This is a genomic window from Apibacter sp. B3706, assembly GCF_011082725.1.
In the GTDB taxonomy this organism is placed as follows: Bacteria; Bacteroidota; Bacteroidia; order Flavobacteriales; family Weeksellaceae; genus Apibacter.
This window is the reverse complement of sequence record NZ_CP049715.1, coordinates 856,359-876,078: the sequence shown is the minus strand read 5'-3', so window position 1 is coordinate 876,078 and position 19,720 is coordinate 856,359. Positions and strand designations below refer to the sequence as shown.

Below are 19,720 nucleotides of genomic sequence, written 5' to 3'. Positions count from 1 at the left end.
AAAAAACAACTAAGATTATCTTAGTTGTTTTTTGTTTATAATTAGTATAAGAAGAAACAGAGTATTGATCCGATTATAGTTTTATATCTATATTATTAATTTCTTAATGAAATATAAATTTAAACGTTCATCCCGATAAAACTTAATTTTAATAAAGATTATATTATAGTTGGTTCAATTTAAAAATATTTCTATATTTGCGCTCTACTAAACAGAGAGGTGCTCGAGTGGTTGAAGAGGCTACCCTGGAAAGGTAGTATACGGGTAACCGTATCGTGGGTTCGAATCCCATCCTCTCTGCTAATAAACCCGCTATTTAAGCGGGTTTTCTTGTGTTTACGCAGTTTATAGCCCTTTTTTACGTTTTTTTATCTGTGCCATATTCTGCCATATTCTGCCAATTTTTTGATACCTTTTTTTAAAAAAGTATCAAATTTTTTGATACCTTTAATCAAATTTATAATTACATGGATAGCTTATCATTACGCTTTATATTCGACAGGAAAAATGAAATTAAGAATAAAGGTAAAGAAACCGGGCTATTACATATTGAAGTAAGGCAGAACAAAACCATAAACCGTATATTTATATCTACAGGCATTAGATTAAAACCATCTGAATTTACATCCAAAAACGGATTTACCTGCAAAAACCATCCTAATGCATCTGCTATAACCGCTAAGGCTCATCGAATATTTAGGAATATTGAGGCATTTGTTTTATCGGAAAACTGCAATTCCTTAGAAGATGCCAAAAACTGGAATAAAGATGAATCTTTAACCCATTCAATAGTTGAATTTATTTATTCTGAATTAAAACGGCGCGATCCGTCTTTATCTGTCATAGAATATAATAAATCGTTTTTGAGAAGGCTTGAAGACTTTGGAAAAATTAAAGTATTTGCTGATTTAACCTACAAAAATTTATTAGACTTTGATGAGTATTTAAGACAGTTTATTAAATCTTCCCCTACTCTTTACAAACGTCATAGTTTGTTTAAGGGATATATTAATGAGGCGATTAAAAGGGGACTTTGTAAATCTAATCCCTACGATTTATTTAAAATTTCAAAAGGTAAGTCTAAGAAGCCTGTATTTTTAACTCCTAATGAAGTTGACTGTATTTATTTATTTGAATTTGATAACCCTAAAATTGACAGAGTCAGAGAGTTATTTTTATTTCAATGTTATACCGGTATGTCATATGCCGACACTCAACTATTCAATAGTGAATATATCGTTGAACTGGACGGGTATAAAGTTATTCGGTCTAATAGAAAAAAGACCGATGAAAGTTTTATATCATTACTTTTACCGGAAGCCGAAAGGGTGTTAAAAAAATTTGATTATAAACTACCTAAAATAAGCAATCAAAAATATAATGATTATTTAAAAATAGTTGGTGAATATGTCGGACTTACTAAAAAACTTACCAGTCACGTTGCTCGTCATACTTTTGCCACGTATTTACTTAATAAAAGTATGCCTATTGAAACAGTAAGCAGAGCTTTAGGCCATTCTAATTTAAAACAGACACAACACTACGCTAAAATGTTGGGTAAAAAAGTGGTTGATGATATGAAAAAATTGATAGAGTGATAAATTAATTACTCAAATTTTGGAAGAAGAACATCTTTATTATTCAAAACATTTTTAATTTCTGATATTATTTTTTTATAATTCACCTTTAGACTGGAAAAACCATTTCTAACCAGGAATTTAAAAAAAAGTTTACTAATAAAAATTAAAACGGAAAGACTATAAGTACTTAAGATTGTAAGTTAAAAAATCTAGATTCCATAAAAGAAAATATTATCGAAATTTTGATTTTATAATAAAATCTTATTCAAAGAACAAACTAAGTTATTTAATAAACAGATGTTTTTTTTAAAATTAAACCTGCTTATTTAAGATAATTGTATTTTTCGTTAAACAACAAATTAGTTATTTAAAGTATTAGTCATTTTTATTTAATAATATATATATATTTGTTAAAGTTGTAGCGCTAAATTTTTCAAAATAATCTTTAATAAAAATATTAAGAATTAGTAGAAAACTTCTTTTATAACATCATAAAAAAAAGCCTAAATTATTGAAATTAGGCTTTTTTTAATTAAGAAGAATAAAAATTATTTATACTTCAAATAAACTCATATCATAAATGTATAAATAATTCTTCTTTCTTACAAAAATTTTTACTCTAGAATATAAAAAATCACTCTGAAATTAAATAATTTAGAATGATTTAAAAACTTATATTAATGTTAATGATTTCTTTTCAAATTTTTTGGAAATTTCAGGCATTTCTTTCCACTCTTTTCCAGAGAGTAAACTGCCATTAATCTTTTTATTTCTCTTTATTCCATCCTCTCCCCAAGTTCCCCATTGTTTAAAAAAGAATGCTACACCCTGTTCTTTACATTGTGTTAGGATTTTTTCTGCCCATTCAGGATTCATAGGTCTTGCTTTGTTTCCACTTTCGCCACCAACAATAACCCAATCAATATTTGTTAAATCTAATTTACCAACAGAGCCTATAAGAGGCTCTATAGATAAAAATTTAATTTTAGCAGGAATTTTTCTTAAAATATCAATCCTATATTTAGTTTTTGCGTCTTCTACTGTTACTCCAAGCCATACATTATCAGGAATTGTTCTATTTTCAAAATATTGTTTTAATATATTTTCTCTTTTAGTTAAAATTTGGTATTGGTGCTGAGGTGTTTCACGTATAGTGTTAAAAATTTTATCTAAAAAGTGAAATGGCATTTTTTCATGGAAAAGGTCACTCATAGAGTTCACAAAAAATTTTGTTGGTTTCTTTATTTTTTTTGGTAATTCTAACCGTTCAGGCATTAAAGTAAATTCAAATCCATTTTCATATCCCGGAGTTCCCATTGCTTGTAACCTTTTTGCCATTACCTCAGCATAGCAAAATTTACAACCTGCTGTTATTTTATTACAACCTGTTGAAGGATTCCATGTTGCCTCTGTCCATTCTATTTTTGTTTTCATCTTAAGTAAGTTATCTCTTATAAAGATAGAAATAAATAGATCTTTATCCAAGAAAATGATGGGTAAAAAAGTGGTTGATGATATGAAAAAATTGATAGAATGATAAATTAATTACTCACATTTTGAGAGAAGAATATCTTTATTATTTAAAACATCTTTAATTTCTGATAGATGTTTTTTATAATTTACCTTTAAACTAGAAAAACCATTTCTTACCATGGATTTAAAAATAAGCTTAGTAATAAAAATTAAAACGGAAAGACTATAAGTACTTAAGATTGTGAGTTTTTTTGATGTATCATTAAATTGATCATAAGCTTTTAAAAATTCTTTATTTTGAATTTTAATTACTTCATTTAAATTCTTTTTATCTTTTGCATACTCTTGATCTTCCAAAGAATTTAGAAAAATAATTAATTTTATTTTAAAGTCTAGAAATTCAGGATTAACAACTATATTCTTAAATATTTTTAAAAATTCAATGTCTTCTTTTTCTAAATTTTTCTTATTTTTTATATAGGCAAGTTCCATCTTATCATAATCGGAAGCTAATTTCAATATTAACACTTCCTTTTTTTGCTTTATATATTGATGGAGCAACATATACACTAATAGTGCTAAAGATAGTATTGTTATTAATATATTCATGTTTTAATTTTTTTAAAAAATTCTTTTAACCTTTTAAAAAATAAATAATCTTTCTTTTCAACCTTAACTTCTTTTAATTTATCATAAATAATATATCTCAAATCCATTATTGTTTCATCCTTTTCTTGTATCCTTAAATTTATTTGTTTTTTAAAATCACTATCGGAAATATATTTTTTAAAAAGATACCCTATTGTAAAACCTACAACAAATAATGCTATAATTATTCCAAAATTAGCAAACAGATATTCAATTTGAAACTTTACGCCATCTAGCACATAATTTTTCATAGTACAATTGAAAAGTAATGCAAAGATAAAAATTTATCTAAATAAAATAAGTATAAAATAACATTATATTTATTTGTTTTTTTAATATTTAAAGTTGTAGTACTAATATAATCAAATAATTTTTTTAAAATAGTTTTTAATATAATTAATGGTTTATATATTATTAAAACGCTTAAATAACTGGTTTCAATAAGCCCATCTAACAAAAAAACAAATGAATAGAAGTTATAATTATTTCGTTTTATTGATTAATTTTTAAAGCCTTATAAAATTATAGCTTATACCAACGCCAACGGTTGGTGTCCATCCGTTTTTAAAGTCGGTGCCATAGCCTCCAAAAATACCGATACCAACGGGGTTTATTTTGCTTTTTTTATTCTTGTAAATCCCTATTTCTTTGTCTTTTTCATCGATAATTAGTTTTGACAAATTTAATTGGTGTTTGTTTTTTTCTAATTGAATGTTTTGGATGTCTACTAAACTATCGCATTGATACGCTTGTTCTTTCAATTGTTGGACATCTTTTTGGCAAAGGGTATCGTTGTATTGCTGTATCCGTTCTTCTGTAATAAGCGTAATTTTTTCTTTCCCTTTCAGGTATATTTTTTTTACTTCTTGTTTTACCTGCTCCAACTTATCGTATTCTTTCTGTAGGCTGTCATATTCTTTTTTGTAAGTTTTTACCTTTTTTTCTGAAACTTTAATTTCTTTTTGCTGTGTTTTAGTGATAACTTTTCTTTTACCGGCTTTATAAGACGTATAACAGGCGGCAAATATCATCACGAGCATTCCAACGGTAAATATGAATTTTTCTTTAGATTTCATTGGTTTAAGGTTTTTTCAGCTCAAAATGAGGGTCATCGCACATCTTCCAATCGCCCCCCCACTCTACTGTAATTTTTAATTCTTTGGCCGCTTTTTTTATGTGTTCTGCTATGGCTTTTAATCTTTTTCGTACTTCCGGTCCTTCTCCTTTTTCTCCTGTTTGTACGGATCCATTGTAATAAGGATATAAGTCTACCGCATAGCCGTAACCATCGGCCTTTGCTTGATGGTTGGACTTGTTTTTCTCTCCATCGGCATAGGTTATAATTTTGCCCGCCTTGGTTCTCCCCCGTGCAAAAAGTTCTTTTTGTTCTTGAGTGGACCGCAGCCCTTGAGTTATGGTGAAATCGTAAGGACTGTTTTGTATGGCCACTACCATTACGGTTACCAGGTCCGGATGTATATCTTTTAAGTTTTTATAACTCCTGCTACTGAATTTATTCATATTCTAATTTTTTGATGTTTTGTTTTTTCTTGTTCTTTTTTTATGGGCTTTGTCTTGATTTTTTACTAGATTTTCTTCGGCGGCTTCTTGTTGCTTTTTACTGTCTTCTTCTATTTCTTTTTGTGCAAAGGCCAACTCATTTTTAAGTTGGTTCAGTACCTTGTTTTTTCTTTCCTCCGTATTCAATAATTGTTTCCTTTTCGCTTTGATGCTGGTTACGTTTTTGCTTGTTATGGTTTTTATGGAATCGATATTCGGCAACTCAGAAACAGCAAAGCGGTTTTTCTTGCTTTCTGTATTTCTGTGATGCGTCTTATACTCTAAAGGATAAGGCTTGAGTAAATAACAAAAAAGGAGTACTACAAGGGCCGATATGATAAATTTTAGTTTCATACTATTTTTCTTTTTTTAGTTTTTTTAGTCTTAAAATAGCTTCGTTTGCTTCTCTAATTATTTTTTCGTTATCTTGAATATCTTTAGTTATATGGTGATATTCTTTTTTGGTTTCGCCTAAGTATTCCACCCATTTCTCATAACATTTTTGGTTTTGTTCTATGTACTTTTTTTCCAGTTCATCGTATTTTTCATCTTTTTTCTTCAGTTCTAAATAATACTCGTCTTTTTCCTCTTCTCTGTTTTTGTCGCATTCTATCTTTTCTCTTTTTTTATCTTCCAACTCATCGTGGAATATATAGGCGGGGATGAGCATTAAGGCGCAGACTAACAGAAATAAAAATTCTTTTTTGAAAGCGTTGGTTATAAACCAATCGCCAAAAGACATTATTTTATCTATTATTTCTTTCATCTCATATTTATTTTCTCTCAATTACTTACGGGCTGTCTCTAAATTTTTAAGCAGGGATACGTTAAAGTTATTCGTACTTTACTGTCTTTGAAATCGTTAAAGGAATCATTAACTCCTTCGAATTTAGTATTAGAAATAGTTACGCTACCATTCTCACAGAAATAATCTAGCTCTCTGAGGGTACTTCTGTTACCCATGATTGTACTCAACCGAACGACATTTATTAATTGGTTTACATCAGTCTTGCCTTTCAATTCTTCCGGGACTTTAAATAAGGTTATTACCTCTTTTTCTTCGGCGTTTTTAATGTATATTGTTGCCGTAATTACAACCAAGCCTCCTTCTTTTACAGCTAAAAAAGAAATTACGTCAGTTTTCGGATGAAAATTCCAGTTGAGAGTTTCTTTGTCATAAATTTTTTGATTTAAGTATGGGTAATCTTCCAGGGCAGGAGTATAATCGGTTGCTTTATCTCCAAATTCTACTTTGTACTTGACTTGAAATCTAGGATGAGGAACGGATATTCTTACGAAATATGCCACTCCGGGTATATTAAACGTATTTACTGAATATGAATCAGAAGGAAGTGTTCGTGAGCCTGCATATTCTTTATTAGATTGATAATAAGATAACGAAGCTCTAAAATTTCTATTACTACCTCCCCATAACTTTATTGTAATATATTCATAATCATATACCGGTATATAATCAGTATATATATAATTATCATCTGTAATTATTTCTCCTTGTTCACCTAAATAACCAAAACGTTTTTCCTCTAAACATTTTTTTTCACATAGAATATTTCGACCTCCGATTGTTAAGGACTCAAACATACTATTGACATGTGTTCGGAATCTTTTATAATCCTTTGCTATTACTGAAAAAGTTTGATTAGTTTGTTGACAGAAAGATTTTAGGTTTATTAAGCTCATCTTTTAATTATTTTAAGGCTTCTAGATAAACATTTAGTGGATCTTCTGTTTGGAAATCAAGCACAAAGTCTTCCGGTGCGTCTGTATAATCGGTTGCTTTGTCTCCAAATTCTACTTTGTATTTCCCGTTTGTAGTTGATGGACGCGGGGCCGATATTCGTAAATAAAAGGTATTAGCAGGTATATCAAGTATCAGTTCGTAATAAGTATTTTCATTAAAATATTCTTTTTTGATAAATTTTTTATCTTTATCGTAAAAAGCTATGACAGGGTGTCCTCCTGAAGGCTTACTCCAACATTTCACGACTATTTTCAAGTAGTCTTTAACCTCTATAAAATCAGTATAAATATCTCGCTCATTGTTCATTATTTTACCGTCATCACCTATATATCCAAATAATTTTTCTTTTTCGGATTTTCCTGCATATAGTAAATTTCTTGTTCCAATTTTGACGTTTTTTAAACTTTCGATATCTTTTTCTACCGTGTTTACCGTTTGTTTTTCTTTATCGGTAAAGGCATTGGTATTTGCATTGGACTCGTACATTTCCTTTATTTGGGATGCCGTTAAAGCGGTAGATGTTCCTTCCTGTTTAGTCCATGTAAAATCGTTAGTGTCCCAAATGTAACGAGATACTTTTTTGCCTTTTCCTTCGTCTACATCGGCATAAAACCCGCCTTCTTTGGAAGGGTTCCACTTTTGTGCATTGGTTTCGGTTTCGGGATAAGCCGCACACAAGGCTTCAAAGGAAGCATAAGTTCCTAAATATTTGTTGGAAAGACTTTTTAGTTTGTCTTTTTCTTGTTTGGTAAAGTTTTGCTCTGAAAGGCCTTTTCCTGCTTCTTTATCTACTTTATTGTTAAGAGTTTCATATAATTTTTTAATGTTATTACCTATTTGTTTAAAGGTTTCATTGGCTTTTTTAAGCCATTCGGGTAGGTATAATAAGCTCATAGTTTTTTATTTTTTTAATAATTCTTCTTGATATATTTTTAAGGGGTCTTCTATTTCGGTGTCAAGCACAAAGTCTTCCGGAGCGGCCGTATAATCGGTTGCTTTGTCTCCAAATTCTACTTTGTATTTTCCTTTTTTAGTTAATGGACGCGGGGTTGATATTCGTAAATAAAAGGTATCAGCAGGTATATCAACAGTGCTTTCAGTATATGTATTTCCTTTAAAATCTACTTTTTTAATAAATTTTTCGTCTTTATCGTAAAAGGCAAGAGAGGCATAACCGGTAAGGGGTTTTTCCCATACTTTAACGGTTAATTTTTTGTAATCTTCAACTAAAATTAAATCCGTATAAATATCATATTCACCATTCATTACTGAACCGTCACTGTTTATATATCCAAATAATTTTTCTTTTTCGGATTTTCCTACATATAGTAAATTTCTTGTTCCAATTTTGACGTTTTTTAAACTTTCGATATCTTTTTCTACCGTGTTTACCGTTTGTTTTTCTTTATCGGTAAAGGCATTGGTATTTGCATTGGACTCGTACATTTCCTTTATTTGGGATGCCGTTAATGCGGTAGATGTTCCCGCCTGTTTAGTCCATGTAAAATCGTTAGTGTCCCAAATGTAACGAGATACTTTTTTGCCTTTTCCTTCGTCTACATCGGCATAAAACCCGCCTTCTTTGGAAGGGTTCCACTTTTGGGCGTTGGTTTCGGTTTCGGGATAAGCCGCACACAAGGCTTCAAAGGAAGCATAAGTTCCTAAATATTTGTTGGAAAGACTTTTTAGTTTGTCTTTTTCTTGTTTGGTAAAGTTTTGCTCTGAAAGGCCTTTTCCAGCTTCTTTGTCTACTTTGTTGTTAAGAATTTCATATAATTTTTTAATGTTATTACCTAATTGTTTAAAGGTTTCATTGGCTTTTTTAAGCCATTCGGGTAGGTATAATAAGCTCATAGTTTTTTATTTTTTTAATAATTCTTCTTGATATATTTTTAAGGGATCTTCCTCTTGATGATTAATGGTTTCTTTTAACCAGGTTGAAAGCACTAAAGGAGCCCATAAAACAGAGGTTGTGGATACTCCTGCTCTTAATTCTTCCAAAGTCCCGCTTGTAGCAGTTCCGTTGTTTTCACTTACCCTCCCTCCTCCTTTTTTAAAAAGTATTTTATTTAATTCTTCTAAAAGATTTTGTAAATCTGTAAAGATTTTTTTATTTACCATGATTTCATCTAAACCTCCAATTAACAGGGTTTCATTAGGGTAATCAATAGAATACACTTTGATTTTTTCAACAAATTCATGATTAGAGCCACTCCCCGTTATCTTTACGGCTTTGTATCTTTTAGGATACGGTAACTTATATTTCTCATTCTTATTTTTAAATTGAAAATGAGATTTTTTAAGCTCCTCTTCTTCGTATGAATTAAATTCGTGCATTTTTTCTCAAAAATAATTCTAAGAAAAACGATTTATTATCGTGTATAGTAATTATTTAGTAATCATCTCTAACGATAACCTCCCTGAATTTTTGAATGAAATATTTTTGAATAAAATATATAACATGAATTCAATCACATATAAATTTAATGGCATTAATTGCAAAGACTTGGGTATTGTAGTTTCTCAGTCTTTCGGACTAACGGATATGCCTAAACCTAAAGAGCTTTTAATAGCCAATTGGCCGGATGAACACGGTATCGAAGTCGATTTAGCTAACAGAGTTTTTGAAGCGAGGATAATTAAACTTAATTGCTATATGAAATGCAACAATGAAGAAGATTTTATTTCAAAATCTCAACAATTAAATAAATTGTTTTTAAGTAGTTATAGTAAAGGACTAGTAAGTTTGGTTATTGAGTTCCCTTATTCAAAACCGCTTGTATATGCAGTATATCTTTCAGGAGAAATAAACCATACAAAAAAATGGCGTAATGGAACATTTTTTTCAACGTTTACTCTTGAATTTACAGAGCCCGAACCCATGAAATTGACCTATGCCACTTTACAGGAAACTAGAGAGGTGAAATTTAATTTTAACAATATTAAGAAAAATACTTTTATAACACTATACACCATCAAAGAAGAGATCATGTCTGTACGAAAAGAGATATTATTAAGAGAAGGAAGCGATCAACTGACCGTTTACTTTAACGCCTCAAATAATTTAAAAAACAGGGGATATATAATTTTAACGTGTAATAAAGGAGTTGATAAGCTATATTTTTCTAATCCTGATAATTGTTTTTTGTTGACTCGTGGAATCTAATAATAAAAAGAAATATGAAAAATAAATTACAATTTACTGTATATAGAGAACATAATGGCGTAGTTCGCTCATATTATTTAAACTCATCAACAAATGTATCTCAGGTTACAACAGCAACACAAATTACCACGTTATTAAGTGATGATATAGTTAACATGACTATAATTAGTGCTACTCCGATTGACTTTAGGATTAACGACTATATATATGTATTCGATAAGATTTATAAATTAAATTCTATTCCTTCAATAGTCAAAGAAAGCTCAAGGAAATTTACCTACCAAGTTAAATTTGAATCCTTGCAATATGATCTATTAAAATGTACGTTTCTTATTCCTCAAAGTAAAGGGGACATAGACCTAAAAGGAGATTATTTAGTAGCTGATTTAAGGGGATTTGCGGAAATTATTATTACTAATACACAAAGAGTTTTCGGTAAACGTTGGAGGCTGGGTGAATGTCCTACAAATACAGAATATAAAAACCTTTCATTTGATGGACAAAATTGCCTCCAGGTGTTGCAAAGCTTATGTCAAGAATATGATACGGAATTTGAAATAATAAGTTCAACTGAATACCACACCATAAACATTAAAGAAGTTGTTGGAAACACCTATCCTTTCACCTTTGAATATGGCAAAATGGGTGGATTATATAATTTATCAAGAAATAATTGCAGTAATAAATCTTTGGTAACTCGATTATTTGTTTACGGGGGGACTAAGAATTTAAGTACAAAATATCGTCAAACCAAACTATGTTTACCGAATAAAAACAAGGTAACCTCTTATTTAGAAGAAAAAGAAGCCGTTAATAAGTTCGGAATTATTGAAAATGTCGTAAACTTTGACGATATTTATCCATGTCGCACGGGCAAAGTAACTTCTTTAGGAGGTAAATATTATCAATTTTGCGATGAGGAAATGTTTAATTTGAATGAAAAAGATGATCAAGGTTCTCTTTGGTTAATTGAGGGGGCTAACGCTAAAGTACATTTTCAAACCGGTAATTTAGCGGGTTATGAGTTTGACGTGCACTCTTACGATGATAAACAAAAAATGTTTTCTTTAGTTCCTTTTGACGATGATAGAGGATTAAGGTTACCCAATGAAGAAAGTCCCGCCTTTCAAATAATGCCGGGAGATACGTATGTATTATTAAATATAAATTTACCTCAGAATTACATTGATGATGCGGAACAAAGATTACTAAAAAAGGGTGAAAAATACTATCAACAAAATTCACAACCTTATGTAGAATATTCTTTAATTATTGATCCTTTATTTTTAAAGAATAGAGAAGGAGAAGGATCGATAACCAATTTTTTCCAAGCCGGAGATTTAATAAAAATTAAAGATGAAGATATTAATGTTAATAAAAGTATACGAGTAAATTCATTTTCAAGAGACCTGATAAACCCTTATAAATATGAATTGACTATATCAGACACGGTAGAAACCAATATAATCACAAACATATTGGAGAATGTGATTAAAAACGATACAATTATCAAAGTAAATAATTTAAAAGATCCCGCTAGAATTAGACGTAATTGGCGAGATACTGAAGAATTGAAAGGATTAATATTTGACCCCGAGGGTAATTATTATACCGAAAAAATTAAGCCTGGAAGTATTGACACCATGATGTTATCGGTAGGTGCAAAATCTATGCAGTTTGACCTGGTGAACACTCTGTTGGAGGCAAACTATCAAGGTAATTACAATGTTATAAAGGTTACGGGCGGCAGCTTGGTACACTACGCAATTGAACAAGATATCAAATATTGGAATTTAGGGTCTGGCACTACCAATTTAACTAATACTAATGCTTATTATATATATGCCCGATGTGAAAAAAAGGGGGACAATGGAATTCTTATTTTTTCTCAAGATCAAATTAGAGTTGATGATGACTCTACCTATTACCATTTCATTGTCGGAGTTTTAAATTCAGTACAAGACAATGTACGCTCAATTTCTCTAACGTACGGAAGCACTACTATAAACGGTAAATTTATACGAACCGGAAAAATTACTTCTTCAGACGGAAGCTCTTTTATAGACCTGGACAACAATCACCTTAAATTTGGAGACGATAATGCGTGTATTGAGTGGAACAGAAATAATGACAGAAAACTGGTTATTAAAGGTACTATAGTACAAAGTCCTTCAGGAGATGAAAATGTTATTGGAGTATATAGGGGCGAATATGATAACTCGAAAAAATATTACGTGGGTGATGAAGTTACTTATTTAGGTTCTTCTTATCGAATGATTAAAGAGGCCAACCCTGGAAATACGCCCACCAACAGATCTTATTGGACTATTATATCTAAATCCGGTAAAGACGGCTATAACGGAAAAGACGGGACAAATGGTAAGGATGGTGCAAATGGAAGGAATGGAACGGATGGCAAAGACGGACTAAACGGTAAGGACGGTAAGGACGGTAAAGATGGAAAAGATGGTATAGACGGAAAGGACGGTTATAACGGTCCTGCATTAGTTTTTAGGGGTGAATATAAAGATCATACGGTTTATAGGGGTACTCGACAAACTGTTGAAGTGGTGAAATTTATTGATATGTATTATATGACTAATATTGATGCCGGCGAATTTTCTAATATTTGGCCCTGGGCGGCCCATAAATGGACTCCTTTTGGCGCTAATTTTGAAAGTGTCGCTACAGATACTTTATTGGCCGAAAACGCTAATATCGGGGATTGGATAATCCAAAACGGTAAAATCACTTCACAAAATAAAACATCAGAAGGATCTCCTAAGGCGCAATTAAACGGGGTTAATGGTGGTATAAATTTTAAAAACGATTCTCAAATATATACCGAACAAAACACAACGGAGAGTACTATAAACGAGATAAATATAAGCTCTGAAATTGGAGAAATTATGATTGCAAACGCTAAAGGTCATAAAACTACGGTAGGATCTCAAGGAATAGAAATTAACAGAGCAGGAAAAACAGTTTTTAAAACAAATAATGATCGTGTTGAATTTAAGGCCGCTTTAATTGTAAAAGGGGACGCTTCCATGGATCAAAAATATTGGAATGAATGGGGTATATGTGGGCTTTATGCTAGTTCAAGAAACCATAGCAACAATCCTGCTCCCTCATGGGGTGCTTTTATCGAAGTTTTAAAAGCGAAAGGACTATACCTTAGTACGTTTGCTCTTAATGGAGCATTTACTCTTCATGAAACTTCCTGCTTTACATTTTCAACTAATAACGGTGACAGAATATATCTTCCAAATAAACCGCAAGAAGGACAACTACTTATTTTCCGTGCAATCTCTTCATGCTCAATATACGGAAATGGAAATCAAATTTCAACTTTAAAAAGAGGTCTACAAGATGGAATTGCTTTAAACGCTAACAGCGCCATATTAATATTTGTGTACAATAAATGGGTTCAAATAATTTAAAAAAGATAGTATTTTTATATTTTTTTTATTTTTCAGTATAAAAATAGTTGTTAACTTTGTGTTGATCTTTACACAAGATGTTAATAACATCTTAACAATTTAGGAGCCTTGCGGTCCTTTTCTATGACTACAAGGCTTTTATTTTTCATTATTTAAATAACCCGACTTTTAATTATGGCAAATTTGCCATAATTAAAAGTCAAACAAGGGTTAACTCATACAAAATAAGAGCATTAACTTGCACTTTTCGTTATTTTTACTATTTAATCAGGTTTAGACTAACTTTAAGCAAAGCCCTTTAATATATTCCAACCAACAGTCATAAATTTGGATTGCCAAGTCCCTACTAGTTAACAAATCATTTTTTGCATCAAAAACTATATCTACAAAGACATCTATCATATGTTCCCTCATATCGATATCCTTTATATTCATGACGTCCAAAGCTATATCGCATCCGTTATATTGATTATTGGGCATAAATTCAATTTCGTTGTTTCTTCCCAGATTTATTAATGCGTATATGGCTGAAGAGGTACGCATCCAGGTTATTGCATCAGAAAAAATTTTTAGTACTATTTCTTTATTTTCCATGATTATGATTATTAATTGAATACCACTGCTTATAGTTGCCGGCATCAAAAGTTAATTAATTTAAATTATTAAAGCTGTTTTTTAAAAAATAACTACTCATTTTGTACGTATCAACTTGTTTCCAATCATGAAAGTTGGAATTTTGATTTTTTGAAAGTACTTTTTCATAATAACCCATTGAAAAGATTAATAATTCTAAAATTATTGTATTATTATTTTTTAACCAGTTAAATTTTTCATTTGATATAGTGCCTTTTTTATTAAGGTACAATATGATTTTATATAGCTCGTTTTCGTTCATTTTTAAAGTATTTTTATTAAAAATTAAAAGTAAGTTTAAATTATGCTGTTTTTAAAGTAGAAATTTGGTGATGTATAAACTCCCTGCCTTTTTCCGTCCATACCGTTAACATACACGTCCGTTCAATCCCGTCACTACCTTTGTACAGGGTAGTTTTGGTTTTCGTAAATCCTTTGTCTTGAAACTTATGGTTCAAAACCCATACGCCCGCTTGCTTATACTGTATTTTGTTGTCTGCTAAAATTTTGTTTAACGTCCTTGCGCTCATTCCGAGCTCTTTGGCTATCAAATTTGTATTATAAGTACTTTCAGAATTCAGTACGTTGTTGTAATACTCAACTTTGGGCGCTTGTTTTTGAAGTTCTTTTTCTTGTTTTTCGGATTGTTGTCTTAAATATTCAGTTTGTTGCCTTTCTTGCTTTAATTGTGTAGCTAACCCTATAACTAGATCAGGGTTTTGTATTAGTTCGTCTATCTTTTGAGGGGTTGCCGTAAGACCGTGTCTTAATAGTTCTTCTATTCTTTCATCTACCCAAATAGAAAATTTAGTTGATAATTTTTGAGCTATCCGTAATGCAACTCTTTGGTGCGCCCATGTACCTCTTCCATTTTCAACTATCAGTAAATCAGAAGCTATATAATTTTGTATAGCTGACAATTCAGATATATAATCCTTTATTTCCTTTGAGTTTATTATTTGTGATAAATTTTTATTAGAAAATGCTTTTGCAAATTCTGTTACATTCACCATGATATCACCATTTCCAAACTGAAATGTAATCTTGTTTCCATTAAAAATAAATATTTGATTTTCCATAACTATATTAGATTTAATTTAAAGAGTTTCAAATAATTCTAAGTTTATTTTTTTATACCTGTTTAATTTTACTGTATTGCTCATATCCTTATGTGTTTTTGTCAATTATTATACTACAAATGTATAACGATTATATTACAATAACAAATGCTAAATGTTAAATATTTGTTAAATAGTAATATATTTATACTACAATTAAACCTATAATGTAATATATATTACTACTTTTGTAGTATATAATTATGTAATATGATTACTTTACAATTAGAAAAATTAATTAAAGAAAAAGGAGTATCAAAACTAGCAGAATTATTAAATGTGAATAGGCAAACTATATATTACTATATAAAACAAGGAGAAAAAAACTCTTTAGAAACATTAGAAACCTTATCAAATGCTTTAGGTGTAAAAATTTCTGACCTATTTATTGATAATAATGACGATTTAACAGGATATATTGAGTATATGGGAGAAGTTCATAAAATAAATTCTATTCAAGATTTAAGAAATCTATTAGAAAATATTGATGGTGAAAAAAGAAAATCAGATAATAAAATATAAGTAGTTAAATTTAAAAACCCGTACGCTGCATAACTCACATACTGAAGGTATAAGATGTCACCGCTCCAAACGGCTCGTACGGGCTTAAATATTTTTTGGGATTTTTTACCTCCAAATACATTATGTGTGTTATGCATGACAAATGTATAAAATTTTTCAATTCTTACAAATATTTTTTTTATCTGTTTAACTATACAACTAAAACCATAGCGGTTCATCATGTAAATAGAGTTTGTCTTACCATTTGATGCTTTATAACTTGATTCTAAGGACATTTGGAGTACAGCGCAATTTTGCGCAGATGATAATAAGTCTCTAATAGAGCGTATTACATCACGATGATTTTTATTGAACTTTTCTGCGACTAGCAAACTATTAGTTACTGCTTGACTATTTTCTATTTTTACTAATGTTTCCATAATCATATTAGATTTAATTTTTTAAAACTTCTAAACTCCTGCTTTTCTGTATCAAAGTACACTTGTAGAAAATCGTTTTTCTTCCTGTTGTCTGTTCCTGTTGTTTGAGGCAGATATTTTTCATTAAGTGTTCCCCATGCTTCCCTTATTTCTCCATTTACTTTTTGAAAATAAAATCTAACTATCCCCTCTTTCATTTCTTTAATTAACTTATAATTTCTCCATGCTTTTTTTAAGCATTCAGAAAATGTTATACCTGTAGTTTTGAAAAATTGCCAAGCCGTTTTCATAATTTTACTCAATATTGTTTTCATGGTTATAATTTTTGTTGTTTAGTAATTTTTATACAACAAATATATAAAGTTTTGATATTACAAAACAAATATAAAATAAAATATTTTTGTTAAAATAATGTTAAAGTTTAATTATTAAAAAACTTAATTGGTAAATATGTTTATTTTTGTTAAAACAAGTTAAAGATATGGGCTTAAATATTGAAAAAGTATTACATCAAAAGGGTTTAAATAAAGCTAAACTTGCTGAATTACTTGGAAGAAAAGATAATAGAAGCTATGTAACCAATCTTTTAAAATCACCGTCTTATGCATCATTAGAAAAAATAGCGGATGTTTTAGGAGTTGATGTTAAAGACTTATTTGATGACACCAAAGAAGAGGGCTTAACCGCACTAATAGAATTTAAAGGAGAATTTTTTAAAGCTAATACAGTTAACGAGTTGGAAAAAATTTTAGCTATAATAAAAGAAAAGGATTATTAAAGAATAATTAGAGAATTTTTAATAGCTTTTAGAAAAGAAAATTTATTGAATTTATCCAACTATCAACAACAATTAGATATAGTTAGACACAATGAAAAAGAAAAAAGAAAAAAAGAAATTGAAAATATTATAATCGTTATTTAATTCGTAACTTTGATTAATGAATATTACCTAAAGCAATTTTTTTACACTAAATGAATACTTATAAAGAATATTTCAGCAAATTAACAGATATTGAAAAAAAAAATAGCCCTAAAGAATTGTATTTTAAAGGCAATTTTTCTTTACTTAGTAAAGGGCGACGTGTATCGGTTGTTGGATCTCGAAATATTTCAGATTTAGGAATAAGAAGAACAAAAAAAATTGTAAAATTTTTAGTTGATTCTAATATTACTGTTGTTAGTGGTTTAGCACAGGGGGTAGATGCATTTGCTCACTCTTCTGCTATGGATAATAATGGCAATACAATTGCGGTAATTGGTACACCTCTTGACAAATATTACCCGAAAGAAAACAAACATATACAAGATAGAATAGCTGCAGAACAATTATTATTATCACAATTCCCTGAAGGTTATCCAATTAGCCCTAAAAATTTTCCTATAAGGAATAGGACTATGGCTCTTATAAGTGATGCAACCATAATAATTGAAGCATCTGAAAAAAGCGGAACAAAACATCAAGGTTGGGAGGCATTAAGACTTGGTAGAAATCTTTTTATAATGGAGAATATTATTAAAGATGGTAAAGTAACTTGGGCCAAAGAAATGCTTGACTATGGTGCAGAAATTCTAACCAATAAAAATTATGAAAATTTAATTGATGAAATACCATATTTAACCTCAAAAGAAGAATATGCATTTTGATTTTTTTACATACTTAGTATATTCTCCTAGAGGGGTAACTAAAAATGCAGAAAAATCTAAAAGATTATTAGGCTTATGTAAAAATGGGTCACCCAAATTTAGTATTGATTTAGCTGAGTCGATAATTAATAATAAAAATACTGAATTTTTCAAAGATTCAATTTTAGTACCTACTCCTAGAAGCGCTCCATTAGTCTTGGATGGAGTTTTCCCATCAAGAGTGATAGCTGAAAATTTAGTAAAAAAAAATCTTTCTTCTGATGTTATAACTTGCCTAAAAAGAATAAAAGTTATTCCAAAATCAAGTAGTCAATATACAGCAGAATTAAGAAATAGCGTACAGACGCATTTAGATAGCTTAGCTGTTACCCCTATGCTTATAACTAAACCAAACATAATATTAATAGATGATGTTTTAACTTTAGGCCGTACATCTATGGCATGTGCTATAAAATTAAAAGAACAATATCCAGAACATATAATAAAAATATTTTGTGTTTTTAGAACCCGAAGTTTGAATAACAACAAAGACCTTTTAGTCGATCCACAAAAAGGAACCATGATATTATCCACATATAACAAAGTTATTCTTCCAGATTAAAATATAAAAAAATCCGCTAAAAAATTAACGGATTAAAATTCTATGTTTATGAGGTGTCACAAAAAATTAAAATTTACCAATCGGAATTTTCTATATCTTTTGATGTAGAACCTTCTTTAATAGTTTTTTCTAAGTTTTCTAATGTAGCATTGGCTTTTTTGAAAGTTTTATAAAAAGCTTTACCCATAATTGTTTTATTTGCACCTTTAGGATTGATTGGATATTCTTGGGCAATAAAGGACGTTGAATAATTTGGCAACGAATTTCCACTAACTATCATCTCTTTTTCATATTGTAAAAGTGTTACAATCGCTCTTGCTTTACCTTCTTTAACATCAACCCTCAATATATGCCATGCACTAACTTTCATCTTGAACACATTGATCCCCTTATGTACATTCTCATATAGCCCTTTGCCAACAATTACTCCAGATTCTTTATCTTGGGTCTGAATTACTGATTTTCCACTTACATAATTATATGTAAAATAATTCAATGCCCTTTGGAAGATTTCATCTTTACTCATATTTGGCACTTCAATAATTCTAACAACGGTAACATTATTATTATCGTCTAAACTCCATTTACCTTGTATTTCTTTAAGCATCTCTTTTGCGCTCTGTCCAAAAGAAAATGTATAAATTAAAATAAATAAAACTAAAAAGATCTTTTTCATATAATTAATTTTGCCCTCAAATATATAAAATTTACTTTATTTTATCTCTAATAAAAATATTATTTTCATCTCCATTGATTATTTTAAAAGTAGATTGGTCGAATTTATATAGTAGTACTATGGCATTCTCTCCTACCGACAGATCTACATGAGCAATATGCTTTAAATAGATCCTTACCACATCATACGGCTTGACATGTAAAGTGATCGTTGAATCTCCGTAAAGAATGTTTTGTTCTTGAGCTTCAAATACCCCCCTGCTGCCTACATAAACCCCGTAAGGCTCACCTTTCAACTTAAAATGTTCCATAATTTCATAAGTAGGAAAATCTTTTTCCATACAAGGTTTAATATAATCGAATAAAACGTGGGTCAATTCTCTAACGGTCCGGGCATTCTCAAGATCGTTTAATGAATCTTCACAATGCCCTCCCATTTTTAGCATGATATTTTTTATTTGTCTATTATCCATTTT

The 19,720-nt window shown here is 29.9% G+C and carries 24 protein-coding genes and 1 tRNA gene; 8 read left to right on the top strand and 17 right to left on the bottom strand.

Annotated elements, in window-relative coordinates:
* Positions 1 to 213 precede the first annotated feature (213 nt).
* Positions 214 to 300 (top strand) — tRNA-Ser (locus G8C41_RS04000).
* A gap of 167 nt (positions 301 to 467) precedes the next feature.
* Entirely contained in the window at positions 468 to 1,598 is a 1,131-nt protein-coding gene (locus G8C41_RS03995) for a site-specific integrase (RefSeq protein WP_166006204.1), read from the top strand.
* A 654-nt stretch (positions 1,599 to 2,252) separates the two neighbouring features.
* On the opposite strand, the gene G8C41_RS03990 is transcribed toward G8C41_RS03995, so the two are convergent.
* From G8C41_RS03990 to G8C41_RS03940, 11 genes are all read right to left on the bottom strand, one after another.
* Positions 2,253 to 3,014 carry a DUF5131 family protein gene (locus tag G8C41_RS03990; RefSeq protein ID WP_166006203.1) on the bottom strand — a complete coding sequence of 254 codons (762 nt, stop codon included), beginning with the start codon at positions 3,012 to 3,014 and terminating at the stop codon, positions 2,253 to 2,255.
* A gap of 111 nt (positions 3,015 to 3,125) precedes the next feature.
* Positions 3,126 to 3,662: a hypothetical protein gene (locus G8C41_RS03985; protein ID WP_166006202.1), complete on the bottom strand. Its 537-nt coding sequence runs from the start codon at positions 3,660 to 3,662 to the stop codon at positions 3,126 to 3,128.
* Entirely contained in the window at positions 3,659 to 3,952 is a 294-nt protein-coding gene (locus tag G8C41_RS03980; protein ID WP_166006201.1) for a hypothetical protein, read from the bottom strand. The genes G8C41_RS03985 and G8C41_RS03980 overlap by 4 nt, the downstream gene beginning before the upstream one ends.
* Before the next feature lie 255 nt (positions 3,953 to 4,207).
* The gene (locus G8C41_RS03975) at positions 4,208 to 4,777 is read right to left on the bottom strand and encodes a hypothetical protein (protein ID WP_166006200.1); all 570 of its coding nucleotides are present in this window, start codon (positions 4,775 to 4,777) and stop codon (positions 4,208 to 4,210) included.
* A gap of 4 nt (positions 4,778 to 4,781) precedes the next feature.
* Positions 4,782 to 5,222: a M15 family metallopeptidase gene (locus G8C41_RS03970; protein WP_166006199.1), complete on the bottom strand. Its 441-nt coding sequence runs from the start codon at positions 5,220 to 5,222 to the stop codon at positions 4,782 to 4,784.
* A 3-nt stretch (positions 5,223 to 5,225) separates the two neighbouring features.
* Positions 5,226 to 5,615 (bottom strand): hypothetical protein, encoded by a 390-nt coding sequence (locus tag G8C41_RS03965; RefSeq protein ID WP_166006198.1) that lies wholly within the window; start codon positions 5,613 to 5,615, stop codon positions 5,226 to 5,228.
* Between the two features lies 1 nt (position 5,616).
* Positions 5,617 to 6,027: a hypothetical protein gene (locus tag G8C41_RS03960; RefSeq protein ID WP_160564335.1), complete on the bottom strand. Its 411-nt coding sequence runs from the start codon at positions 6,025 to 6,027 to the stop codon at positions 5,617 to 5,619.
* 38 nt (positions 6,028 to 6,065) lie between these two features.
* Positions 6,066 to 6,962 carry a hypothetical protein gene (locus tag G8C41_RS03955; RefSeq protein WP_166006197.1) on the bottom strand — a complete coding sequence of 299 codons (897 nt, stop codon included), beginning with the start codon at positions 6,960 to 6,962 and terminating at the stop codon, positions 6,066 to 6,068.
* Between the two features lie 7 nt (positions 6,963 to 6,969).
* Positions 6,970 to 7,917, bottom strand: a complete 948-nt coding sequence (locus G8C41_RS03950; protein WP_166006196.1) for a hypothetical protein — start codon at positions 7,915 to 7,917, stop codon at positions 6,970 to 6,972.
* A 6-nt stretch (positions 7,918 to 7,923) separates the two neighbouring features.
* Positions 7,924 to 8,877, bottom strand: coding sequence for a hypothetical protein (locus tag G8C41_RS03945; RefSeq protein WP_166006195.1), 954 nt, complete (start codon positions 8,875 to 8,877; stop codon positions 7,924 to 7,926).
* 6 nt (positions 8,878 to 8,883) lie between these two features.
* Positions 8,884 to 9,360: a hypothetical protein gene (locus G8C41_RS03940; protein WP_166006194.1), complete on the bottom strand. Its 477-nt coding sequence runs from the start codon at positions 9,358 to 9,360 to the stop codon at positions 8,884 to 8,886.
* 124 nt (positions 9,361 to 9,484) lie between these two features.
* Here G8C41_RS03940 and G8C41_RS03935 point away from each other — a divergent pair, with 124 nt between their 5' ends.
* The gene (locus G8C41_RS03935) at positions 9,485 to 10,189 is read left to right on the top strand and encodes a phage tail family protein (protein WP_166006193.1); all 705 of its coding nucleotides are present in this window, start codon (positions 9,485 to 9,487) and stop codon (positions 10,187 to 10,189) included.
* A 14-nt stretch (positions 10,190 to 10,203) separates the two neighbouring features.
* A complete protein-coding gene (locus tag G8C41_RS03930; RefSeq protein ID WP_166006192.1) occupies positions 10,204 to 13,632 on the top strand; it encodes a phage tail protein in 3,429 nt (1,142 codons plus the stop codon).
* Positions 13,633 to 13,905: 273 nt separating this feature from the next.
* Here the strand turns inward: G8C41_RS03930 and G8C41_RS03925 are convergent, their stop codons facing one another.
* The gene (locus G8C41_RS03925) at positions 13,906 to 14,226 is read right to left on the bottom strand and encodes a hypothetical protein (RefSeq protein WP_166006191.1); all 321 of its coding nucleotides are present in this window, start codon (positions 14,224 to 14,226) and stop codon (positions 13,906 to 13,908) included.
* A 341-nt stretch (positions 14,227 to 14,567) separates the two neighbouring features.
* Positions 14,568 to 15,344, bottom strand: a complete 777-nt coding sequence (locus G8C41_RS03920) for a phage antirepressor KilAC domain-containing protein (protein ID WP_166006190.1) — start codon at positions 15,342 to 15,344, stop codon at positions 14,568 to 14,570.
* Between the two features lie 249 nt (positions 15,345 to 15,593).
* Here G8C41_RS03920 and G8C41_RS03915 point away from each other — a divergent pair, with 249 nt between their 5' ends.
* Positions 15,594 to 15,905, top strand: coding sequence for a helix-turn-helix domain-containing protein (locus G8C41_RS03915; protein ID WP_166006189.1), 312 nt, complete (start codon positions 15,594 to 15,596; stop codon positions 15,903 to 15,905).
* Here the strand turns inward: G8C41_RS03915 and G8C41_RS10220 are convergent.
* Entirely contained in the window at positions 15,839 to 16,324 is a 486-nt protein-coding gene (locus tag G8C41_RS10220; RefSeq protein WP_410488975.1) for a Rha family transcriptional regulator, read from the bottom strand. The two genes, G8C41_RS03915 and G8C41_RS10220, sit on opposite strands and share 67 nt — an antisense overlap.
* Positions 16,325 to 16,326: 2 nt before the next feature.
* Entirely contained in the window at positions 16,327 to 16,638 is a 312-nt protein-coding gene (locus tag G8C41_RS03905; RefSeq protein WP_105297634.1) for an SH3 beta-barrel fold-containing protein, read from the bottom strand.
* 167 nt (positions 16,639 to 16,805) lie between these two features.
* Here G8C41_RS03905 and G8C41_RS03900 point away from each other — a divergent pair, with 167 nt between their 5' ends.
* From G8C41_RS03900 to G8C41_RS03890, 3 genes are all read left to right on the top strand, one after another.
* Entirely contained in the window at positions 16,806 to 17,102 is a 297-nt protein-coding gene (locus G8C41_RS03900; protein WP_166006187.1) for a helix-turn-helix domain-containing protein, read from the top strand.
* Positions 17,103 to 17,296: 194 nt separating this feature from the next.
* Complete coding sequence (locus tag G8C41_RS03895; protein ID WP_166006186.1) at positions 17,297 to 17,968, top strand: DNA-processing protein DprA; 672 nt, start codon at positions 17,297 to 17,299, stop codon at positions 17,966 to 17,968.
* Positions 17,958 to 18,569, top strand: a complete 612-nt coding sequence (locus G8C41_RS03890; RefSeq protein WP_166006185.1) for a phosphoribosyltransferase — start codon at positions 17,958 to 17,960, stop codon at positions 18,567 to 18,569. The genes G8C41_RS03895 and G8C41_RS03890 overlap by 11 nt, the downstream gene beginning before the upstream one ends.
* Positions 18,570 to 18,642: 73 nt before the next feature.
* On the opposite strand, the gene G8C41_RS03885 is transcribed toward G8C41_RS03890, so the two are convergent.
* Together G8C41_RS03885 and G8C41_RS03880 are read right to left on the bottom strand one after the other, a co-directional pair.
* Positions 18,643 to 19,245, bottom strand: coding sequence for a DUF4468 domain-containing protein (locus G8C41_RS03885; RefSeq protein ID WP_166006184.1), 603 nt, complete (start codon positions 19,243 to 19,245; stop codon positions 18,643 to 18,645).
* 31 nt (positions 19,246 to 19,276) lie between these two features.
* The gene (locus G8C41_RS03880) at positions 19,277 to 19,717 is read right to left on the bottom strand and encodes a hypothetical protein (RefSeq protein ID WP_166006183.1); all 441 of its coding nucleotides are present in this window, start codon (positions 19,715 to 19,717) and stop codon (positions 19,277 to 19,279) included.
* Positions 19,718 to 19,720: the final 3 nt, after the last annotated feature.

Bases quoted from the DNA above. Each gene is read 5' to 3' on its own strand.
- G8C41_RS03935 (WP_166006193.1), top strand. From the start codon at position 9,485: ATGAATTCAATCACATATAAATTTAATGGCATTAATTGCAAAGACTTG.
- G8C41_RS03955 (WP_166006197.1), bottom strand. From the start codon at position 6,962: ATGAGCTTAATAAACCTAAAATCTTTCTGTCAACAAACTAATCAAACT.
- G8C41_RS03880 (WP_166006183.1), bottom strand. From the start codon at position 19,717: ATGGATAATAGACAAATAAAAAATATCATGCTAAAAATGGGAGGGCAT.
- G8C41_RS03980 (WP_166006201.1), bottom strand. From the start codon at position 3,952: ATGAAAAATTATGTGCTAGATGGCGTAAAGTTTCAAATTGAATATCTG.
- G8C41_RS03885 (WP_166006184.1), bottom strand. From the start codon at position 19,245: ATGAAAAAGATCTTTTTAGTTTTATTTATTTTAATTTATACATTTTCT.
- G8C41_RS03950 (WP_166006196.1), bottom strand. From the start codon at position 7,917: ATGAGCTTATTATACCTACCCGAATGGCTTAAAAAAGCCAATGAAACC.
- G8C41_RS03990 (WP_166006203.1), bottom strand. From the start codon at position 3,014: ATGAAAACAAAAATAGAATGGACAGAGGCAACATGGAATCCTTCAACA.
- G8C41_RS03970 (WP_166006199.1), bottom strand. From the start codon at position 5,222: ATGAATAAATTCAGTAGCAGGAGTTATAAAAACTTAAAAGATATACAT.
- G8C41_RS03925 (WP_166006191.1), bottom strand. From the start codon at position 14,226: ATGGAAAATAAAGAAATAGTACTAAAAATTTTTTCTGATGCAATAACC.
- G8C41_RS03920 (WP_166006190.1), bottom strand. From the start codon at position 15,344: ATGGAAAATCAAATATTTATTTTTAATGGAAACAAGATTACATTTCAG.
- G8C41_RS03895 (WP_166006186.1), top strand. From the start codon at position 17,297: ATGAATACTTATAAAGAATATTTCAGCAAATTAACAGATATTGAAAAA.
- G8C41_RS03945 (WP_166006195.1), bottom strand. From the start codon at position 8,877: ATGAGCTTATTATACCTACCCGAATGGCTTAAAAAAGCCAATGAAACC.
- G8C41_RS03915 (WP_166006189.1), top strand. From the start codon at position 15,594: ATGATTACTTTACAATTAGAAAAATTAATTAAAGAAAAAGGAGTATCA.
- G8C41_RS03995 (WP_166006204.1), top strand. From the start codon at position 468: ATGGATAGCTTATCATTACGCTTTATATTCGACAGGAAAAATGAAATT.
- G8C41_RS03975 (WP_166006200.1), bottom strand. From the start codon at position 4,777: ATGAAATCTAAAGAAAAATTCATATTTACCGTTGGAATGCTCGTGATG.
- G8C41_RS10220 (WP_410488975.1), bottom strand. From the start codon at position 16,324: ATGGAAACATTAGTAAAAATAGAAAATAGTCAAGCAGTAACTAATAGT.
- G8C41_RS03965 (WP_166006198.1), bottom strand. From the start codon at position 5,615: ATGAAACTAAAATTTATCATATCGGCCCTTGTAGTACTCCTTTTTTGT.
- G8C41_RS03905 (WP_105297634.1), bottom strand. From the start codon at position 16,638: ATGAAAACAATATTGAGTAAAATTATGAAAACGGCTTGGCAATTTTTC.
- G8C41_RS03960 (WP_160564335.1), bottom strand. From the start codon at position 6,027: ATGAAAGAAATAATAGATAAAATAATGTCTTTTGGCGATTGGTTTATA.
- G8C41_RS03930 (WP_166006192.1), top strand. From the start codon at position 10,204: ATGAAAAATAAATTACAATTTACTGTATATAGAGAACATAATGGCGTA.
- G8C41_RS03890 (WP_166006185.1), top strand. From the start codon at position 17,958: ATGCATTTTGATTTTTTTACATACTTAGTATATTCTCCTAGAGGGGTA.
- G8C41_RS03985 (WP_166006202.1), bottom strand. From the start codon at position 3,662: ATGAATATATTAATAACAATACTATCTTTAGCACTATTAGTGTATATG.
- G8C41_RS03940 (WP_166006194.1), bottom strand. From the start codon at position 9,360: ATGCACGAATTTAATTCATACGAAGAAGAGGAGCTTAAAAAATCTCAT.
- G8C41_RS03900 (WP_166006187.1), top strand. From the start codon at position 16,806: ATGGGCTTAAATATTGAAAAAGTATTACATCAAAAGGGTTTAAATAAA.